Source organism: Streptomyces sp. NPDC002790, from assembly GCF_040295505.1.
Taxonomy (GTDB): domain Bacteria; phylum Actinomycetota; class Actinomycetes; order Streptomycetales; family Streptomycetaceae; genus Streptomyces.
Genome location: NZ_JBEOVM010000037.1, coordinates 1 through 18,711, shown reverse-complemented (window position 1 = coordinate 18,711; position 18,711 = coordinate 1). Strand labels below are relative to the sequence as shown.

Annotated in this window: 17 protein-coding genes and 2 pseudogenes; 9 read left to right on the top strand and 10 right to left on the bottom strand. The window is 71.8% G+C overall.

Annotation, left to right across the window (positions count from 1 at the left end):
* Nucleotides 1-48: 48 nt before the first annotated feature.
* Nucleotides 49-177 carry a DUF6408 family protein gene (locus tag ABT004_RS18665; protein WP_351337898.1) on the bottom strand — a complete coding sequence of 43 codons (129 nt, stop codon included), beginning with the start codon at nt 175-177 and terminating at the stop codon, nt 49-51.
* A 289-nt stretch (nt 178-466) separates the two neighbouring features.
* On the opposite strand from ABT004_RS18665, the pseudogene ABT004_RS18660 reads away from it, so the two are divergent.
* Nucleotides 467-895, top strand: a pseudogene (locus ABT004_RS18660) (hypothetical protein); the annotation flags it as partial.
* Nucleotides 896-1,091: 196 nt separating this feature from the next.
* Complete coding sequence (locus tag ABT004_RS18655; protein WP_351337896.1) at nt 1,092-2,501, top strand: MFS transporter; 1,410 nt, start codon at nt 1,092-1,094, stop codon at nt 2,499-2,501.
* 21 nt (nt 2,502-2,522) lie between these two features.
* On the opposite strand, the gene ABT004_RS18650 is transcribed toward ABT004_RS18655, so the two are convergent.
* The 3 genes from ABT004_RS18650 to ABT004_RS18640 are packed head-to-tail and all read right to left on the bottom strand — an operon-like array spanning nt 2,523 to nt 5,640.
* The gene (locus tag ABT004_RS18650) at nt 2,523-3,365 is read right to left on the bottom strand and encodes a heme ABC transporter ATP-binding protein (protein ID WP_351337895.1); all 843 of its coding nucleotides are present in this window, start codon (nt 3,363-3,365) and stop codon (nt 2,523-2,525) included.
* Nucleotides 3,362-4,561 carry a FecCD family ABC transporter permease gene (locus ABT004_RS18645; RefSeq protein ID WP_351337893.1) on the bottom strand — a complete coding sequence of 400 codons (1,200 nt, stop codon included), beginning with the start codon at nt 4,559-4,561 and terminating at the stop codon, nt 3,362-3,364. Before ABT004_RS18645 ends, ABT004_RS18650 begins: the two co-directional genes overlap by 4 nt.
* A gap of 2 nt (nt 4,562-4,563) precedes the next feature.
* Complete coding sequence (locus ABT004_RS18640) at nt 4,564-5,640, bottom strand: heme/hemin ABC transporter substrate-binding protein (protein ID WP_351337890.1); 1,077 nt, start codon at nt 5,638-5,640, stop codon at nt 4,564-4,566.
* 155 nt (nt 5,641-5,795) lie between these two features.
* Here ABT004_RS18640 and ABT004_RS18635 point away from each other — a divergent pair, with 155 nt between their 5' ends.
* The 3 genes and pseudogenes from ABT004_RS18635 to ABT004_RS36405 all read left to right on the top strand — a co-directional run bounded on the left by ABT004_RS18635 (nt 5,796) and on the right by ABT004_RS36405 (nt 8,785).
* On the top strand, nt 5,796-7,205 hold the full coding sequence (locus tag ABT004_RS18635) for an HtaA domain-containing protein (RefSeq protein WP_351337889.1): 1,410 nt from the start codon (nt 5,796-5,798) through the stop codon (nt 7,203-7,205).
* 38 nt (nt 7,206-7,243) lie between these two features.
* Nucleotides 7,244-7,807, top strand: a pseudogene (locus tag ABT004_RS36410) (HtaA domain-containing protein); the annotation flags it as partial.
* Between the two features lie 213 nt (nt 7,808-8,020).
* The gene (locus tag ABT004_RS36405; RefSeq protein ID WP_502966959.1) at nt 8,021-8,785 is read left to right on the top strand and encodes an HtaA domain-containing protein; all 765 of its coding nucleotides are present in this window, start codon (nt 8,021-8,023) and stop codon (nt 8,783-8,785) included.
* 28 nt (nt 8,786-8,813) lie between these two features.
* Here ABT004_RS36405 and ABT004_RS18625 read toward each other — a convergent pair whose 3' ends face one another.
* The 5 genes from ABT004_RS18625 to ABT004_RS18605 form a co-directional block, all read right to left on the bottom strand.
* The gene (locus tag ABT004_RS18625) at nt 8,814-9,719 is read right to left on the bottom strand and encodes a glycosyltransferase family 2 protein (RefSeq protein ID WP_351337884.1); all 906 of its coding nucleotides are present in this window, start codon (nt 9,717-9,719) and stop codon (nt 8,814-8,816) included.
* A gap of 54 nt (nt 9,720-9,773) precedes the next feature.
* Nucleotides 9,774-10,346 carry an MOSC domain-containing protein gene (locus ABT004_RS18620; protein WP_351337881.1) on the bottom strand — a complete coding sequence of 191 codons (573 nt, stop codon included), beginning with the start codon at nt 10,344-10,346 and terminating at the stop codon, nt 9,774-9,776.
* A 147-nt stretch (nt 10,347-10,493) separates the two neighbouring features.
* Complete coding sequence (locus tag ABT004_RS18615; protein ID WP_351337878.1) at nt 10,494-10,844, bottom strand: MazG-like family protein; 351 nt, start codon at nt 10,842-10,844, stop codon at nt 10,494-10,496.
* Nucleotides 10,845-10,855: 11 nt separating this feature from the next.
* A complete protein-coding gene (locus tag ABT004_RS18610; protein ID WP_351337876.1) occupies nt 10,856-11,419 on the bottom strand; it encodes a DoxX family protein in 564 nt (187 codons plus the stop codon).
* Between the two features lie 111 nt (nt 11,420-11,530).
* The gene (locus tag ABT004_RS18605) at nt 11,531-12,301 is read right to left on the bottom strand and encodes an SDR family oxidoreductase (RefSeq protein ID WP_351337873.1); all 771 of its coding nucleotides are present in this window, start codon (nt 12,299-12,301) and stop codon (nt 11,531-11,533) included.
* A gap of 109 nt (nt 12,302-12,410) precedes the next feature.
* Here ABT004_RS18605 and ABT004_RS18600 point away from each other — a divergent pair, with 109 nt between their 5' ends.
* A complete protein-coding gene (locus ABT004_RS18600; protein ID WP_351337870.1) occupies nt 12,411-14,039 on the top strand; it encodes an alkaline phosphatase D family protein in 1,629 nt (542 codons plus the stop codon).
* A 23-nt stretch (nt 14,040-14,062) separates the two neighbouring features.
* Here ABT004_RS18600 and ABT004_RS18595 read toward each other — a convergent pair whose 3' ends face one another.
* Complete coding sequence (locus ABT004_RS18595; protein WP_351337867.1) at nt 14,063-15,058, bottom strand: Gfo/Idh/MocA family protein; 996 nt, start codon at nt 15,056-15,058, stop codon at nt 14,063-14,065.
* 107 nt (nt 15,059-15,165) lie between these two features.
* Here ABT004_RS18595 and ABT004_RS18590 point away from each other — a divergent pair, with 107 nt between their 5' ends.
* Genes ABT004_RS18590 through ABT004_RS18580 form a run of 3 tightly spaced genes read left to right on the top strand, consistent with a single transcriptional unit; the run spans nt 15,166 to nt 18,629 of the window.
* Nucleotides 15,166-16,488, top strand: coding sequence for a multidrug effflux MFS transporter (locus ABT004_RS18590; RefSeq protein ID WP_351337864.1), 1,323 nt, complete (start codon nt 15,166-15,168; stop codon nt 16,486-16,488).
* On the top strand, nt 16,485-17,609 hold the full coding sequence (locus ABT004_RS18585; RefSeq protein ID WP_351337979.1) for a serine hydrolase domain-containing protein: 1,125 nt from the start codon (nt 16,485-16,487) through the stop codon (nt 17,607-17,609). The genes ABT004_RS18590 and ABT004_RS18585 overlap by 4 nt, the downstream gene beginning before the upstream one ends.
* A 42-nt stretch (nt 17,610-17,651) precedes the next feature.
* Nucleotides 17,652-18,629: a small ribosomal subunit Rsm22 family protein gene (locus tag ABT004_RS18580; RefSeq protein WP_351337861.1), complete on the top strand. Its 978-nt coding sequence runs from the start codon at nt 17,652-17,654 to the stop codon at nt 18,627-18,629.
* Nucleotides 18,630-18,711 lie beyond the last annotated feature (82 nt).

The window sequence follows — 18,711 nt, the reverse complement described above, 5'->3', positions numbered from 1 at the left end:
CGACCAGTGCTTGGAGTGGCGGGCTCTCCCGGGCCCGCCACTTGCCGGTCAGAAGACCAGGCGTGCTGCCGCGATCAGGGCCGCCACCAACAGATTGGTGACGACTCCCACCGTGACGTCGGCCAGAATCTGACGAATCAGGTGACGACGTGCAGGCTTGTACTCAACGGGGTTCATCGGTTTCCACTCCTGAGCGTGAGCTGGGAATGGCAGGGATCGCCCTACCGGGCATCCGCAGTCACACCGCGTACGGAACGCGATGGAGACCACTCGTCGCTCAGCACCGAGGAACGGCACCTGGAACACCGCCGACGTACCCTCCGGGAAGGTGCGCAGCAGGTAACCACGTTAGTGCACGCGCCAGTTGGTGCAGATCGTTTTGGGACCTGAAGGTGTAAGTGAGGCTCACTCTGAAGCGGGACGAGTACCTGATCCAGTACGGCGACAAGCTGGACATCCTCGGCCGCGCGGCAAGAAGGGCCGGGTCGTGGGGGAGGAGACCGCCTGGCTCACCCCGAACCTGCGGATCTCCGACTGGCAGATCGCCACCCAGCGCAGCACCGACTCCTCCCAGAGCCACCCGGCCCACCTCGATGTGTACGGACTCGGCGCCCTCACGTACCTCCTGCTAACCGGAAAGGCTCCGGCCGTCGGCCAGGCTGAGGTGCTGGCCCGCCTGGAGGCGGGCGAGGGACTGCGTCCCAACTCTCTGGTGGACGGTCTGTCGGAGGGCGTGGACGACTTGGTGCAGGCCGCCACCGCGTACAGGCCCGGTCAACGTCTGTCCAGCGTGGACGAGTTCCTGGAACTCCTCGGGGTCGTCGAGGACTCCCTCACCGCACTGGCGCAGGCGGCCACCGCTACGGGGGAACCCGGCGACGAGCGCGACGACACCGGGCAGGGCATCCGCCCCCAACTACGCTGTCACTTCAAGGCCCGAATCCCGGGCAGTTTGTGGACGGGGCGATCTGCCAACCTGACGACGCGAGACGGACACGACCATTCTGAGTCGCCGACGTCCCCATTACGCCAGGCCGGAAGCGGAATCCAGGTCTTCATTTAGCTGCCGTTTACAGCTAACGTCTGCGAGCATGAGTGAGCAGGGCGTCACGGGGGCAGCCGCCACCCCGGACTTGAACGACACGACGGACCCGGTCAGCAGGCTCGACCGGCTGCCCGTCGGTCCGTGGCACAAGCGGCTGACCGCGATCGTCGGCATCGGAGCCTTCTTCGACCTCTACGAGGTGTTCCTCGGTGGCGTGCTCGCCGCGGCGCTCGCCGAGTCCTGGCAGCTGTCGGGCACCGAGAAGTCGTGGCTGATCGCCTCCGGGTTCCTCGGCATGTTCGTCGGCGCGAACGTGCTGTCCGTGCTCGCCGACCGGTTCGGGCGGCGGAAGATGTTCCTGGTCAACCTGGGGCTCTACTCGCTGTTCTCGCTGGCCTGCGCCTTTGCCCAGGACGCGACCCAGCTCTCCGTTCTCCGCTTCCTCGCCGGTCTCGGCCTCGGCGCCGAACTGGTGCTCGTCGACACGTACTTGGCCGAGTTCCTGCCGCGCAAGGTGCGCGGCCGCTACATCGCCTGGGCGTACACCCTCGGCTTCGTCGGCGTGCCCGTCGCGGCGCTGCTCGGCGCGCGACTCGTCGCCAAGCACGAGCTGTTCGGGGTGGACGGCTGGCGCTGGCTGCTCGTCGGCGGCGCACTCGGCGCCGCCTTCATCCAACTCCTGCGCACCCGCCTACCGGAGTCACCGCGGTGGCTGGTCTCGCGGGGGCGGACGGCCGAGGCGGAAGAGGTGGTACGGGGGATCGAGTCACAAGCCCCGCCATCTCAAGCCCCGCCGGCGATTGAGGCGCGGGGCCCGGGGCAGAGCCCCGCAACCGCAACACCGGACGCCCAAAAGGTGCCGCTCGGCCAGATGTTCAAACACCCCTACGCCCGCCGCACGGTGATGTGGTGGATCTTCCAGATCCTCCAGACCGTCGGCTACTACGGCTTCGGCTCCCTCGCCCCCGTCGTCCTCCAGGCCAAGGGCCACACCGTCACGGAATCCCTGACGTACGCGGCCCTCAGCTACCTCGGCTACCCGGTGGGCTCGGCACTGTCCGTGCCGCTGATCGACCGGATCGAGCGCCGCACACTCATCATCCTGTCGGCGCTCGGGATCGCCGCGTTCGGCCTGGTCTTCGGGTTCGCGGAGGCGTCCTGGCTGATCGTGGGGGCGGGCTTCCTGCTCACCGTGTGCTCCAACGTCTTCTCGAACGCCTTCCACGTCTACCAGACGGAGATCTTCCCGACGGGCATGCGTTCCAGCGCCATCGGCATCGCGTACTCGCTGTCCCGGCTCACGTCGGTGGTGCTGCCGTTCATCGCGATCGACGTGCTCGAGGACCTGGGCGCGAACGCGGTGTTCATCGGGTCCGGCGTGCTGATGCTGATCCTGTGCCTGAACGTACGGATCCTTGGGCCACGTACGACGGGGCGGAGCCTGGAGTCGATCTGAGGGCCGCTGTCATGCAACCGGTCACGGCCGTACCGGCACCACCAGGGGCGCCCCGGTACGCGGATGCGGCAGCACCTCGACCGGGTGCCGGTACACGTCGCTGAGCAGGGGCCCGTCGAGGACCTCCGCCGGCGGGCCGACCGCCGTGATGCGCCCGTCGTGCAGCACCGCCACCCGGTCGGCGTGCGCGGCGGCCAGGCCCAGGTCGTGCAGGACGACGACCACCGCGTCGCCCGCTGCGGCCCGTTCGCGGCACACCCGCAGGACCAGCTCCTGGTGGCGCAGGTCGAGCGCGGCCGTCGGCTCGTCCAGGAGCAGCAGCCCCGTCGACTGGGCGAGGACCCGGGCCAGGGCCACGCGGGCCCGTTCGCCGCCGGACAGCGCCGAGAAGGGGCGGGCGGTGAAGGCCGCGGTCTCCGTCGCCGCGAGGGCCGCCGCGACCGCCGCGTCGTCCTCGTCCTCGCGCTCCGTGCCCGCCCACGGCGCCCGGCCCATCCGGACGACGTCGGCCACTGGGAACGGGAAGGAGAGCGTCGCCGACTGGGGCAACAGGGAGCGGCGCAGGGCGAGTTCGGCCGGTGTCCAGGCGTCGGCCGGGCGCCCGTGGACGCGCAGCTCGCCGGAGGCGGCGGGCAGGTCGGAGGCAAGCGCCGCCAACAGGGTTGACTTCCCCGCCCCGTTGGGGCCGACCAGGACCAGTACCTCGCCCGCCCGCACGTCCAGGTCGACGCCGGTCAGGACCGGCCTGCCGCCCAGGCTCACGTGCAGGGCGCGCGCCTCGGCGACCGTGTCCCCGGCGGCGTACCGCTCGGGCGGTGCGTGGTGCCGCGGGCCCCGCAGCAGCGTGCTCCAAAGGGCCTTCATGCCCAGCCTCCTTGCTTACGGCGGGTGCGGCGCAGCAGCCAGAAGAAGAACGGGCTGCCGGTCAGCGCGGTGAGCACCCCGATGGGGAGTTCGGCGGGGGCGGCCACCGTGCGGGCGGCGAGGTCGGCCGCGACCAGGACGGCGGCGCCGCCGAGCGCACTGCCCGGGACCAGGAAGCGATGGCCTGGGCCCGCGAGCATGCGCAGCAGGTGCGGGACGACCAGGCCCACGAAGCCGATGACGCCGGAGACCGCCACGGCCGCCGCCGTGAGCAGTGCGATGACGAGGATCAGCGTGATCCGGAGCTTCTCGACGTCGACGCCCAGGTGGCGGGCCGGGCGTTCGCCGAGCGACAGCAGGTCCAGCTTCCTTGCGTACAGAGGCGCTACGAGCAGGCCGACGGCCGCGCAGGGCAGCACCGCGAGCACCTTCGGCCACGTCGCCTGGGCCAGCGAGCCGAGCTGCCAGAACGTGATCTGGTTGACGGCGGCGGCATCGGCGTAGGAGAGGAACAGGCCGATCAGCGCGCCCGCGAAGGCGTTCACGGCGATACCCGTGAGGATCAGCGTGACGACCTCCGTGCGGCCGCCCGAGCGGGACATCACGTAGACGATCAGGACCGTCGCGAGGCCCGACACGAAGGCGCAGGCCGTGATGGTCCACGTACCGAAGAAGTTGAGGCCGAGCGCGATGCAGGCGACCGCGCCGACCGCCGCGCCCGACGAGATGCCGATGACGCCGGGCTCGGCGAGCGGGTTGCCGAACACGCCCTGCATGAGCGCACCCGCGCAGCCGAGCGAGGCGCCGACGAGGAGGGCGAGGACGACGCGGGGCAGGCGCACGTTCCACAGCACCGATTCCCCGACCCGGTCGAGCGCGGCACCACCGAGACCGAGCCGGTGCTGCACGGACCCGAGGATGTCGCCGGGCGCGATCTCGTACGCCCCGATCCCGGCCGAGGCCAGGGCGAGCACCACCAGCGCCAGGGCGAGACCGACGGTCAGCGGCCAGGCGGCGCCGCGGCGCGCCTTGGTGACCGGGACAGTGCCCGCGGGCCGCGTCGCACCGGCCGCGCGGGGGCGTGTCCCGTCGGGGCCGTCGGGCGTGATGCCCTGATCCGGCAGGTGGGCGGGATGGGCGGCTGTGGGCTCGTCCACCGGTGACCGGTGCGGCGTCGAGGGCTGAGGGGTCGTCATGGTCAGGAACCCGCCTTCGCCGCGCCGGAGGCATCGCCGTACAGCTGGTCCACGATCGAGCGCAGGACCTGGTCCGTGCGTGGGCCGTAGTTCAGCAGTACGCCGTCGTCGACGGAGACCACCCTGCGGTCGACGCCTGCCGGGGTCTCGGCGACGCCGGGAATCTTCACCAGGCCGTCGATGCCGCCGACGGATTCGAGTCCCTTGGTCATGACGAGGATCGCGTCCGGCGCGGCCTTCGCCAGGGCCTCGCTGGTGATCGCGGTGAAGTCCTTCTTCAGTCCCGAGGTCGCGCCCGCGTCGACCGCGCCCGCCGCTCGGAGCAGCGAGACCGCGCCGGACTCCTTGCCGCCGATGAGGTAGACGGAGGCCGAGCCGCGCAGATAGAGGAAGGCGACGCGCGGCTTGTCGCCCTTGCTCTCCGTCCTCGTCGGGATGTCCTTCTGTACCGCCGCGATCCGGTCCTCCGACCGCTGCGTCAACTCCCGCCCGGCAGACGGGACTCCGAGCGTGTCCGCGACCGCCTGGATGCGGGTGCCGACGTCGTCGAGGCCCTTCGCCGGGTCGATCACGACCACCGGGACGCCCGCGTCGCGGATCTGCTCCATCGCCTCCTCGGGGCCCGAGGTCGTCTCGGCGAGCACCAGGTCCGGCTTGAGCGAGAGCACGTTCTCCGCGGAGACGTCGTGGTTGCGGGTGACCACCGGAAGCTTCTTCGCCTGGTCGAACGTGGCCGTGATGTCCCGCGCCACGACCCGCTCACCCAGCCCGAGGGTGAAGGCGATCTCGCTGAGGCTGCCCGACAGCGGAACGATCCGGTCGGCCCGCTTCACCGTGACCTTCTCGCCGCCTGCCGAGGCGACCGTGGCGGGCAGCTCCGGATTCGGCGTCGAGGCGAGCGGTTCGAGGCGGTTCGAGGTCGCGGCCGTCTTGGTGTCGTCCACGGATCCGGCTCCGGCCGATTTCGTGGAGCCGCCGCCGCAGGCCGTGGCGAACAGCGCGAGGACGGCGACGAGTACGGCGGTCAGCACACCGGCCCGTCGCGTGGCGGGTTGAGCGGGAGCGGCTGGCGTCGGCACGCGGGGACCGTCCTGTCGTAAGGGGAGGGGCTGAGCAGCGGGACTAAGCAGAGGGGCTGTTGGCGGAAGCGATCATAGTTTAGGTTAGCCTTACCTAAGTCGCCAGGGTCTGGTGACGTCTGGTGCTGGAGTGCTGGAGTCCCGGAGGAATCGTCATGTCCCGACGCGCACCGATACGCGTCCTTGCCGTCACCCTGCTCGCCGGCCTGTTCACGGCGCTGCTCGCGGCCCTGCTGCCCGCCCCCGGAGCGCACGCCGCGACCCGCACCGTGCAGGGCGGCCGACTCGACTGGGGCGTGAAGTCGTCCTTCCAGAGCTACATCACGGGGCCCATCGCGAAGGGGAGTTACACCCTGACCGGGGGAGCGGCGACCATCGGCGCGAGCCGGTTCCGCTTCCACTCGGCCAGCGGCGGCTACGACGGTTCGACCGGCACCTTCACCTCCTCGTTCTCCGGCGGCGTGCACTTCGTCGGGCACAAGAAGGCCGACGGTTCGCACGAACTCGACATGACGATCAGCAACCCGAGCGTCCGCGTCGCGGGCGGCGGCGGGACGCTCTACGTCGATGTCGTGAGCAGGGCGAAGGGCACCGGGACGGTCACGTCGTCCCGTCAGGTGCCCTTCGCCTCCCTCTCCCTGGGTGGGATCGACATGAAGGGCGACGGCAATGCCGTCACCCTCAACAACGTTCCCGCCACGCTCACTTCGCAGGGCGCCAAGGCCTTCGCCGGCTACTACACGGCGGGCACCGCGCTCGACCCGGTCAGCCTGTCCGCCGACGTGGAGCCAAAGGTCGAGGCCGGCAAGAAGACGACCTCGCCGTCCCCCTCCGCCACGGCCACCAAGAAGACCAAGGAGGCCGACTCCGGCACCGTCCGGGACGGAGCCGTCGACTGGGGCGTGCGCCGTACCTTCCGCGAGTACGTCACCGGGGGCATCGCCCAGGGCGAGTGGAAGCTCGCCGACGGGGCGCAGGACGGCGGCGCGCTGTTCCGCTTCCCCAAGGGCGAAGGGTCGTACGACAAGAAGAAGCGGACCCTGGAGGCCGGGTTCACCGGGTCCGTGCGGTTCACCGGCGAGCACGGGCTCGACCTGAAGTTCGCGGACGTGTCCGTCGACGTGGCCGACGGCAAGGGGACGTTGCGTGCCGACGTCACCGGCGAGGGCCGGACCCGTAAGGACACCGCGGTCGTCACCTTCGACGTCGACGAACTCGCCGCGAAGGACGGGCTCGTACGGGTCGACGAGGCTCCGGCGAAGCTCACCGCCGCCGGGGCGAAGGCCTTCGGCGGCATGTACCGCAAGGGGGCCGCGATGGACCCGGTCTCCCTGGCGGTCGCGCTCGACGCCGACGCCGAACTGCCCGCGCTGCCGGACCTCGGCAGCTCCGCCACGCCGAGCCCCGACAAGAGCTCCGCGGCCCCCAAGGTCAAGTCTGCCTCGGCAGCGGACAGTTCGGGACTGTCCGGTGGCGCGGTCTCCGGGATCGTCGCCGTCGTCGCCCTCGTGCTCGCGGGCGCCGGATTCCTGGTCCTTCGCTCGCGCCGTTCCCCGCGTCCCTGAACGGGCGCTCCCACTCGAAGAGTTGAGGAAAGAAGCAGATGTCCCGCACCGAAAACGCGATCACCAGACACCCGATAGCCCTCGCCGCCGCCACCGCCACCGCCACCGCCACCGCCGTCGTGCTCGGCGGCGGCGCGCTGAGCCTGCCCGCCTTCGCCGCCGAACAGGCCGCACCCAGCGTTGAGTTGAAGGACGGCACGCTCGACTGGGGCATCAAGGAGTCCTTCCGCAAGTACGTCACCGGCATCGCCCTCGGGAAGATCGAGGCCAGTGACGGGGCCACGCAGGCAGCCGACAACGGCGCCTTCACCTTCGGCGGCGGCACGGGCACGTACGACACGGCGACGCACGGCACGGACACGACGTTCAAGGGCGCCGTCCGCTTCGCCTCCACCGCGCACGGCTTCGACATCAAGGTCGCCGACGTAAAGGTGGTGACCACCGGGACGACCGGCCACATCGACGCCGACGTCACGCTCAACGGCAGTACCCAGAACGACATCGAGTTCGCCACGCTCGACCTGTCCGCCGTCAAGCCCGGCCAGGGCGCGGGCGGCGCCATGACCTTCAAGGGCATCCCGGCCACGCTGACCGCCGACGGTGCCAAGGCGTTCAACGGCATGTACGAGGCGGGCGCCGCCCTCGATCCGGCGACGCTGACGGTCACCGCGGCCTCCTCCCCGACCTCGCCCGAGCCGACGAAGCCCCCGACGCAATCACCCTCCCCGACCGACACGGCCACCGCGGGGCCGAAGCCCACGAAGACCGCGACCCCGACCGGCAAGCCGAGCGCGTCCGCGACGAGCGCCCCCGAGGTGGCCGCCTCCGGCGCGGTCGTCGACGGCAACCTGGACTGGGGCGTCAAGGAGTCCTTCCGTACGTACATCACAGGACCCATCGCCAAGGGCAAGGTCGAACTCTCCGGCGGCGCGGGCAAGAACGGCTCGGGCTACCGGTTCGGTGACGCGAGCGGCAGCTACGACGCCGATGCCAAGTCGCTGGACGCGAAGTTCGCCGGCAAGGTCCGCTTCCTCGGCCACGAGGAGGGCGACGAGTACGCCCTCGACCTGCAGTTCAGTGAGCTGCGGGTGACGGCGAAGGGCGGCAGTGGCGAGCTCGTCGCCGACGTCTCCAGCAAGGACCAGGAGACCGGCAAGGTCTCCACGTACGACGGCCTGACCGTGGCCACCCTGAAGCTCGGCTCCGGCGACCTCACCGCGCAGGACGACGTCGTCGAACTGGACGGCGCCGCCGCCACCCTCACCGCCGGCGGGGCCAAGGCCTTCGGCGGCTTCTACGAGGCGGGCGCCGCGCTCGACCCGGTCACCGCGGCCGTCTCCCTCGACGAGAACGCCGAGCTGCCGACGGGGTCCAACGGCGGTACGAGCGGCGGCGCTTCGGGCACCACGGGCGGGACCGGCGGCATCGGCACCGGCTCGACCACGGGCGGCGGAACAGGCTCCCTCGCCGCGACCGGCGCCGCCGTCCCGGCCGGACCGCTCGCCGCGGCCGCCGCGTTGATCGCCGCGGCCGGTGCGGGCACGGTGTACGCCACGCGCAGGCGGCGTACGCGGTCCTGACCGTTCGCGCCCGGCCGTCCGCCGCTGGTCAGATCAGCGGCGGGCGGCCGAGCCGCGTCATCCGCCACACGGTCCGCCAGCGCATCGGGCGCCGCTCACCTGCGGACGCGCGCACGCCCTCGGCGAAGCCGCCCGCCCAGGCGCGCAGGCCGCCGAGCGACCTCGTACGCAGCAGGGTGATGCCGGTCCACACCGCGAGGTACAGCGGGATCAGCGGGAGGGGGAGGCGGCGGCGGGCCAGCCACACCCGGTTCCGGGCGGTCATCCGGTGGTAGACGGCGTGCCGGGCCGGGGACGTCTTGGGGTGCTGGAGCAGCAGGGCCGGCTCGTACAGCACCTTCCACCCCGCATCCAGCGCCCGCCACGCGAGATCGGTCTCCTCGTGCGTGAAGAAGAACTCGGCGGGCCAGTCACCGGTCTCGTCGAGCATGTCCATCGAGAACGCGTGACCGCCACCGAGGAACGCGGTCACGAGCCCGCGCTTCATCGGGTCCTTCGCGCGCAGCCTCGGCACGTGGCGGCGCTGGGTCTCGCCGAGCTCGTCGGCGATGCGGAAGCCGACGACGCCGAGTTCGGGGTCGGCCGCGTACAGCTTCTGAATGGTCGAGAACACGTCGGCGTCGACGAGCAGCCCGTCGTCGTCCAGCTCCACGGCCACGTCCACGTCCCCGAACTCGCGGAGCCGGGCGAGGGCGACGTTGCGGCCGCCGGGGCAGCCGAGGTTCTCGTCCAGCTCGACCGTCGTGACCTCGAACGGGTAGCCGGGGTACGCGGGCAGCGGCGTCCCGTTGCCGATCATGACGACGCGGGCCGGCACCGCATCCTGCTTGGCCACCGAATCCAGGAGGGCGGCCACGTCCTTGGGCCGGTTGCCCATGGTGACGATGGCCACACCCAGGCGCGGGAGTTCGGTGCTGCGGTGCCTGTCAGTCATGGCGGCGATGTTAGCCGTTCACGTTGTGCGCCCTGACCGCGCGGGCGGGAGTGCCTACACCTTCTCCAGCGCCTGGAACGGCTCGGCGGGCAGCTCCACCCGGACCCTGTCACCCGGCCCGACCTCGCCACCCTCCCGTACGACGCCCATGACCCCGGCCTTCCGGACCAGTTCGCCGGTTTCCGGGTCCCGGCCCACGACCCGCTTGAGCAGCCCGCCTTGGAAGCCGTCGATCTGGGCACAGGGGTTGCGCAGCCCCGTGACCTCGACGACGGCGCCGCTCTCGCCGAAGTGCAGCAGGGTGCCGGTGGGCAGGGCGAGGAGGTCGATGCCGCGCGTGGTGACGTTCTCGCCGAGTTCGCCGGGCCGCACGGTGTGCCCCGCGTCGGCGAGCTCCGTGAACAACTCCTCGTGCATCAGGTGCACTTGGCGGAGGTTGGGCTGCGTCGGATCCTTGGCGACGCGGGACCGGTGCTTGACGGTGACGCCCGCGTGCACGTCGCCCTCGACGCCGAGCCCTGCGAGCAGCGTGATGCTCTTCCGGTTCGGCTTGGTGAAGGAGTACGTGTGGTTGCTACTGACCGCAGTGACGATGCCGTTGTCCACGTGGTGCCCCCTGTGATCCATGGCCAATGATCCACGCCAGCGTAACCAATCAAGCCCCTGCGGCGATTGAGCAGCGGGGTCCGGGGCGGAGCCCGGGGTCCGGGGCGGAGCCCGGGGTTCGGCCCGGGAGCCGCCTGCTCAATCGCCGCAGGGGCTTAAAAGATCTGCTCAATCGCCGCAGGGGCTTGATTGGGAGCGTTCCGCCACCCTTGTCACGTGCGCGTGCAGCGTGTCCCGGGGGTTCGGGGTCAGTGTGCCGAGGGCGACCAGGGCCGTGACGACGACGTCGCAGAGTTCGGACTCGACGTCGGCCCACGAGTGGCTCACGCCCTTGCGCGGGTTCTGGCCGACCGCGCCGATCACCGCCTCGGAGACCTCGCCGACCTCCTCCGCGAGCTTCAGCATCCGCAGGAGGAGGGCCTCTTGGGGCGGTCGGGCGTTGTTGGCGTCGAGCCAGGCACGCAGCCGGTCGATCGTCTCCCACAGGTCATTGTCGGCAGTGTCGGTGTTCGTCGTCACGGGTGACGAGGTTATTCCTCGTCCTTCTCGTTCTGCCGCGCGGCCACCTGCTTGTTGCGGGACGCCACCACCGCCATCGCCGCCGCGCCCGCCCCGACGAGCGCCGCCGGCACCATCCAGTGCCGGTCGAGGCGGTGCTCGAGCGCGTGGTCGAGGGAGTAGCGGCCCGCGCCGGTCACCGCGAGGCCCGCCGCGGCGAAGCCGAGGAACGCCGGGTACTCGTAGCCGCCGCCCTGCGCGAAGAAGCCGTTCGGCGCGTGCACCGCGGCCGCACCGGCCATGGTCCCGGCCGCGGCCGCCCCGCCCACCGGCGTCGCGAGCCCGAGCGCGAGCAACACCCCACCGCCCGCCTCGCCGAGCCCGGCGGCGACGGCGCTCGCCTTGGGCGGGTGGTACCCCATGGCCTCCATGCCGGCGGCCGTGCCGGACACCCCGCCGCCACCGAACCAGCCGAGGAGTTTCTGCGCTCCGTGCACGGCGAGCACCCCACCGGTGCCGACGCGCAGCGCGAGCAGCCCCAGATCCAGGCGCCCGGAGCAGGATTTACGAGATGTACGAAAACGTGAGCAGGTCATGACTTCACCGTCCGGCACTCGTCCGGCCCGCACGCGGTGCGCGGACCCGTTCGAGTGACCCTAGTGCAGTTGATCTCCAGTTGATCAAGCCGCACGGTCGACCGTGTGCCGTCAGCCCCGACCGATGTACGGCATGTTCGTCGCCAGCACCGTCGCGAACTGGACGTTCGCCTCCAGCGGCAGCTCCGCCATGTGCCGCACCGTGCGCCCCACGTCCGCGACGTCCATCACCGGCTCTGCCGCCAGTTCCCCGTTCGCCTGCGGGATGCCCCGCTGCATGACCTCCGTCATGTCGGTCGCCGCGTTGCCGATGTCGATCTGGCCGCAGGCGATCCGGTAGGGGCGGCCGTCCAGGGAGAGCGACTTCGTCAGGCCCGTCAGGGCGTGCTTCGTCGTCGTGTACGCGATCGAGCGCGGGCGCGGCGCGTGCGCCGAGATGGAGCCGTTGTTGATGATCCGTCCGCCGTGCGGGTCCTGCTCCTTCATCTGCCGGAACGCCGCCTGGGCGCACAGGAACGCCCCGTTGAGGTTGACGTCGACGACGTGGCGCCACGCGTCGTACTCCAGGTCCTCGATGCCCACGCCGCCGGGGCCGAACGTCCCCGCGTTGTTGAACAGCAGGTCGAGGCGGCCGAAACGGTCCCGGACGGCGGCGAAGAGTGCCGCCACAGCCTCGGCGTCCGACACGTCCGCGCGGACCACGAGGGAGTCGCCGTCCGGCGCGAGGTTCGCGGTCGCCTCCAGCGTCTCCGTGCGGCGGCCCGCGAGCGCCACCCGCCAGCCCGCCCGCAGCAGTTCGAGGGCGACGGCCCGGCCGATGCCGGAACCCGCGCCGGTGACGACGGCGGTGCGCGAAGCGGTGTCCGTTTGCGAAGCGTTCATGAGGCCGCAGCGTACGGGTCGCCGGGCCACGCGGAGATCATCGATCCGCCATGTGGCTGTTGTGTACGTGACAGTCCACGGTCGTCCCGTGCCACTGCAATAACGCTTCATGCCTCACATGCCGCAGCACGCAGCCGAACTCCGCGTCGCCGCCCAGCACTTGGGCCGCAGACGTTTCCTCACCGTCACCGGCGCCGCCGCCGCGCTCGCCTTCGCGACCAACCTGCCGACCGCGGGCACCGCGGCCGCCGCCGAGCTCGACGCCCGGAAGATCAAGAGCGACCCCTTCACCCTCGGCCTCGCCTCCGGCGACCCGCTCCCCGACTCCGTGCTGCTGTGGACGCGGCTCGCCCCGTCCCCGTACGAGACCGGCAGCGGGCTGCCCGCCGCCCGCGTCGAGGTGGCCTGGGAGCTGGCGTTCGACGAGAAGTTCCGGCGCGTCGCGAGGCGTGGCACCGCCACCGCGCACCCCGAGTACAACCACACCGTGCACGTCGAGGTCGACAAGCTCGCCTCCGGGCGCGTGTACTACTACCGCTTCCGCGTGGGGAGTTGGGTGAGCGGGACCGGCCGCACCCGCACCGCGCCCGCCACCAACGCGCGTACGGGAGCGCTCACCCTCGCCGCCGTCTCCTGCCAGGCGTACCACGACGGGTACTACACCGCGTACAAGCACCTGGCGCAGGACGATGTCGACGTCGTCTTCCACCTCGGCGACTATCTCTACGAGTACGCCGTCACCTCCGTCGGCGGCGCCCGGAACTACACCGACCGCGTCCTGCCCGACGTCTTCAACCGGGAGACCATGACGCTGGAGGACTACCGGCTGCGGTACGCCCTCTACAAGTCCGACGAGAACCTGCGCGCCGCGCACGCCGCGCACCCCTTCGTCGTCACCTGGGACGACCACGAGACCGAGAACAACTACGCGGGCGACACCGACGAGAACGGCAACCCGCCCGAGGAGTTCCTGCTGCGCCGCGCCTCCGCGTACCGCGCGTACTGGGAGAACCAGCCGCTGCGCCGCCCCCAGACCCCGAGCGGCCCCGACATGCGGCTCTACCGGCGCCTGCACTGGGGCCGGCTCGCCCAGTTCGACATCCTCGACACCCGCCAGTACCGCACCGACCAGGCCAACGGCGACGGCTGGAAGGCGCCGACGCCCGAGTCCGAGGCCGCCTCGCAGACGCTGCCCGGCGCCACCCAGGAGCGTTGGCTGACCGACGGCTGGCGCGACTCGCGGGCGCTGTGGAACGTGGTGCCGCAGCAGGTCACGTTCGCGCGCCGCGCCAACCCCGCGGGTGACGGCACGCTCTCCATGGACTCCTGGGACGGCTACCCGGCCTCCCGCGAGCGGATCCTCAAGGGCGCCGATGCCGCCCGCGTCGAGAACCTGATGGTCCTCACCGGCGACGTCCACGTCTCGTACGCCATGGACATCAAGCGGGACGCCGACGACCAGGGCTCGCGCACCGTCGGCACCGAGATCGTCACGACGTCGATCACCAGCGGCAAGGACGGCTCCGCGAAGCCGGCCAACTGGGCCGGGTACCTCGCCCGCAACCCGCACATGAAGCACTACAACGGTCAACGTGGCTACGTGACCGTGGAGTTGGGTCAGGAGGCGGCGCGCGCCGACTTCAAGACGGTGTCCGCGGTGACCACGCCGGGGGCGGCCCTCACCACGGCGGCCTCGTTCGTGACGGCCGTGGGAGAGCCGGGCCTCAAGCCCGCGTAGCCGGCCTCAGTCCTTGCCGGGATTCAGTCCTCGCCGGGATAGCGGACGCCGACCCGTTCCCTGACGGCGTCGAGCGTCCGCATCACGGCGAGCGAACCCTCCAGCGGCACCAGCGGCGACTCCGTGTCGCCCGCCCGGACCCGCCGCATCACCTCGATCGCCTCGTGCCGCATGGAGTCGTGCGGCCCGTCCTCCGGCGCCGCCACGAACTCCTCCGGATCCCGCCCGTCCCGGTGCAGCACGAACCGCTCCGGGCAGAAGAACCCGCCCGGCACGTCGATCCGCCCGGCCGACCCGGTGACCGAAGCGGTCACGCCCGTACCGGCGTTGAGCGCGCAGTGCAGCAGCGCGTGGGCGCCGTTGTCCCACGAGAGCAGCATCCCGGTCTGGAGGTCGACGCCCTCCTCGGAGAGCTGCGCGGACGCCGTCACGGCGGCGGGCTCCCCGAGCAGCAGCTGCGCGAACGACACCGGGTACACGCCGAGGTCGAGGAGCGCGCCGCCGCCCTGCGCCGGATCACGCAGCCGGTGCGAGGGCGGGAAGGGTCCCGCGAGGCCGAAGTCGGCCTGCACCGTGCGGACTTCACCGATCGCCCCGTCGTCGACGAGCGCCTTCATCCGCCGCACCAGCGGATTGCAGTACATCCACATGGCCTCCATCAGGAACACGCCCCGCGAGCGCGCGAGCGTCACCAGCTCCGCCGCCTCCCGCGCGTTCAGCGCGAACGCCTTCTCGCACAGCACCGCGCGCCCCGCCTCCAGACAGAGCCCGGCCGCCTCCCGGTGCGCGGCGTGCGGCGTCGCGACGTACACGACATCCACGTCCTCGTCCGCGGCGAGCGAGGCCCAGTCGCCGTACGCCCGCTCGATCCCGAAGCGCTCCGCGAACGCCTTCGCGGAGGCCTCCGTGCGCGAGGCCACCGCCACCACCTCGGCGTCCGGCAGGTCCAGCAGATCGGCCGTGAACGACCCGGCGATCCCTCCCGTCGCGAGGATTCCCCAACGCACCCGCTCTGTCACCGCGTCCCACCCACTCCAGAAATTGGTCTCGACCGCACCACCGAGCTGAGAGCATAGGGAATCGCACAGGTGGCCGGGAGAGGCGAAGGGAAACGAGGGGCAGCGGGATGAAGGACAGCGGATGTTCCACCGGGAGCACCACGGGGGAGGACGCGACCGGTGAGGTCCACGCCGCGACCCCAACGCCCGTTCCCAAGGCGGTGGTCGGGGCCGGCGCGAGCCTCCTCGTCACCTTCATCCTCGGCGGCCTCACCGCGGTACCGCCGCTCTCCATGGACATGTACCTGCCGGCCCTGCCGGAGGTCACCGAGGCCCTGCACACCTCGGCCGCCACCGCCCAGCTCACCCTCACCGCGTGCCTGACCGGCATGGCGCTCGGGCAGCTCGTGGTCGGCCCGATGAGCGACAAGTGGGGCCGGCGCCGACCGCTGATCATCAGCCTGCTGATCTACATCGTGGCCACCGCGATCTGCGCCTTCGCACCGAACGCCACGCTGCTCATCGCCTTCCGGCTGGCGCAGGGCCTCGCCGGCTCGGCGGGCATCGTGATCGCCCGCGCCGTGGTCCGCGACCTCTACGACGGCGTCGCGATGGCCCGCTTCTTCTCGTCCCTCATGCTGATCTCCGGCATCGCCCCGATCATCGCGCCGCTGATCGGCGGCCAGGTGCTGCGGTTCACCGACTGGCGCGGCGTCTTCGTCGTACTGACCGGCATCGGCATCGCGCTCACCGCCGTCGTGTGGAAGTTCCTGCCGGAGACCCTCGCACCCGAGCGGCGGCACAGCGGCGGCACCGCGGAGGCGCTGCGCACGATGCGAGGCCTGCTCGCCGACCGCGTCTTCCTCGGCTACACGCTCGTCGGCGGCTTCGCCTTCGCGGCGCTCTTCGCGTACGTGAGCGCCAGCCCGTTCGTGATCCAGGAGATCTACGGGGCGTCCCCGCAGACGTTCAGCCTCCTCTTCGGGCTCAACTCGATCGGCCTGATCGCCGTCGGCCAGCTCAACGGCAAGGTGCTCGTCGGCCGGGTCAACCTCGACAAGGTGCTCGGCATCGGCCTCACCCTGGTCGTCCTCGCCGCCGCCTTCCTCCTCCTCGCCGCGACCGGCGTCTTCGGGACACCCGAGGAACTCGGCCTCGCCCCCGTCGCCGCCGGCCTCTTCGTCCTCATGGCCTGCATGGCCCTGACCACGCCCAACACCAACGCCCTCGCCCTCATGCGCACCCCGCACGCGGCGGGCTCCGCGTCCGCGCTGCTCGGCACGTCCTCGTTCCTGATCGGCGCGATCGCCTCCCCGCTCGTCGGCATCGCGGGCGAGCACACGGCCGTCCCGATGGCGCTGGTCCAGCTCGTCTGCGGACTCGTCGCCGCGCTCGCCTTCGTGACCCTGTGCCGCCCCTGGCAACAGCGTGCGGCGGGTGAGCAGCGCTGAACGCGCCGAGACTGCGCCACGACACCCCCGAGCGGGCAGGGCTCGACGCCGAGCACCTCGCCGGGCTCGTCTCCGACGTGCGCCGGCTGCCCGAGGGCGCGCGGCCCTGGTGCGCGGGGGTCGTCGCGCTCGCGGGGCGCGGCCCGGTGATCGCGGTGGAGGCGGCGCACGGCTGGGCGGCGCGCTACGCGTCGTACGACGAGGCGACGGACACGGGAATCGAGCTGCCGGCCGAGGCCCGCGTCCCGATGACGGCGGACACCCCCTTCGACCTGGCCTCGCTCACCAAGATCTTCACCTCGATCGCCGCCGTGCAGCAGATCGAGCGCGGCAGACTCGGCATCGACGCGAAGGTCGGCGCCTACGTCCCCGAGTTCACGGCCGCCGCCCGGCACGGCATCACGGTCCGCGAACTGCTCACCCACACCTCGGGCCTGCGCCCCGAACTCCCGCTGTACGACGCCCCGGACGCGACCGCACGCCTGGCCCTCCTGCGCGCGGAGGCGCCGTCCTCCCCACCGGGCGACCACCTCTACTCCGACCTGAACATGCTGCTCCTCCAGCACGTCCTCGAACGGATCACGGACCGCCCCCTCGACGTCCTGATCCGCGAGGGCATCACCCGCCCCCTCGGCATGACCGCCACGTCGTACGGTCCGTGCCCGGACGCCGCCGCCACCGAGGACCAGCGCCGCCCCTGGGCCAAGGCCGACCGGGGCATGCTGCGCGGCGAGGTGCACGACGAGAACGCCTGGGCGGTCGGCGGCGTGGCCGGTCACGCGGGCCTCTTCTCCACGGCGTACGACCTGGCCATCCTGTGCCGCACGCTCCTCACCGGCGGCTCCTACGGCACGGCCCGCATCCTCGGCCCCGACTTCGTCGACCTGATGCTGACCCCGCCCGGCCTCGGGTTCCGCCTCGACCAGTCCTGGTTCATGGGCGAACTGGCGGGGCGCGGCGCGGCGGGCCACACCGGTTTCACGGGAACGTCCCTGGTGATGGACCCGGCGACCGACACCTTCCTGGTCCTGCTCGCCAACACCGTGCACCCGCGCCGCCGGGGCCCGGCGAACGGTCCGCGGGTCGCGGCGGCGAACCGGGTGGCGCGGGCCGTGGTCTGAGGCGGACCCGTAGCCGGCGTCACCACTTCGTAGAATCACGGGGTGAACGCCCCCCTCCAGTCGACCTCCGACACCCTCCGGTCCACCCTCGCCGCGCTCCTCGACGGCCTCCCGCCCACGCAGGCGACGAAGGCCGTCGAGCGGCTCATCGCGAACTACCGGGGGACCACCCCGACCGACGCCCCGATCCTGCGCGAGCGGGCGGACGTCGTGGCGTACGCGGCGTACCGGATGCCGGCCACGTTCGAGGCGGTGCGCTCCGCGCTGCACGCGCTGGACGCCGCGGCCGACTGGCGGCCGACCGGGCACCTGGACATCGGGGGCGGCACCGGCGCGGCCGTGTGGGCGGCGCGGGACGTGTGGCCGGGGGAGCGGACCACGACGGTCGTCGACTGGTCGCAGCCCGCGCTCGACCTCGGCCGCGAACTGGCCGCGTCACAGGGTGACTTGGCGGACTCGGTGCGCTGGGAACGGGGACGGATCGGCGCGCACGACACCCCCGAGGCCGACCTCGTCACCGTCTCGTACGTGCTCAAGGAGCTGACCGAGGGGGACCGCGCGGTGGTCGTCGACGCCGCCGCGCGGGCCGCCACCGGCGCCGTGGTCATCATCGAGCCCGGCACCCCTGACGGCTACGCGCGCGTCATCGAGGCCCGGGACCGGCTCATCGCGGCCGGGTTCCACGTCGCGGCGCCCTGCCCGCACAGTGCCGCCTGTCCCATCGTGCCGGGCACGGACTGGTGCCACTTCTCGGCGCGGGTCGCCCGGTCCTCGCTGCACCGTCAGATCAAGGGCGGCTCCCTCGCGTACGAGGACGAGAAGTTCGCCTACGTCGCGGCGACCCGCTTCGCGCCGGACCCGGCCGCGTCCCGAATCGTCCGCAAACCCCAACTCCGCAAGGGCCAGGTCCTCCTCGACCTCTGCGAGTCCCGGGGGGCCCTGGACCGGATCACGGTGACCAAGCGCCACGGATCCGCTTACCGCGAGGCCCGGAAGGCGGAGTGGGGCGACGCCTTTTAGGCCCCTGCGGCCTCTTCAAGCCCCTGCGGCGATTGAGCAGGCGGCTCCCGGGCCGGCGCCTCGGGGGGGCGCCCCCGGGCCC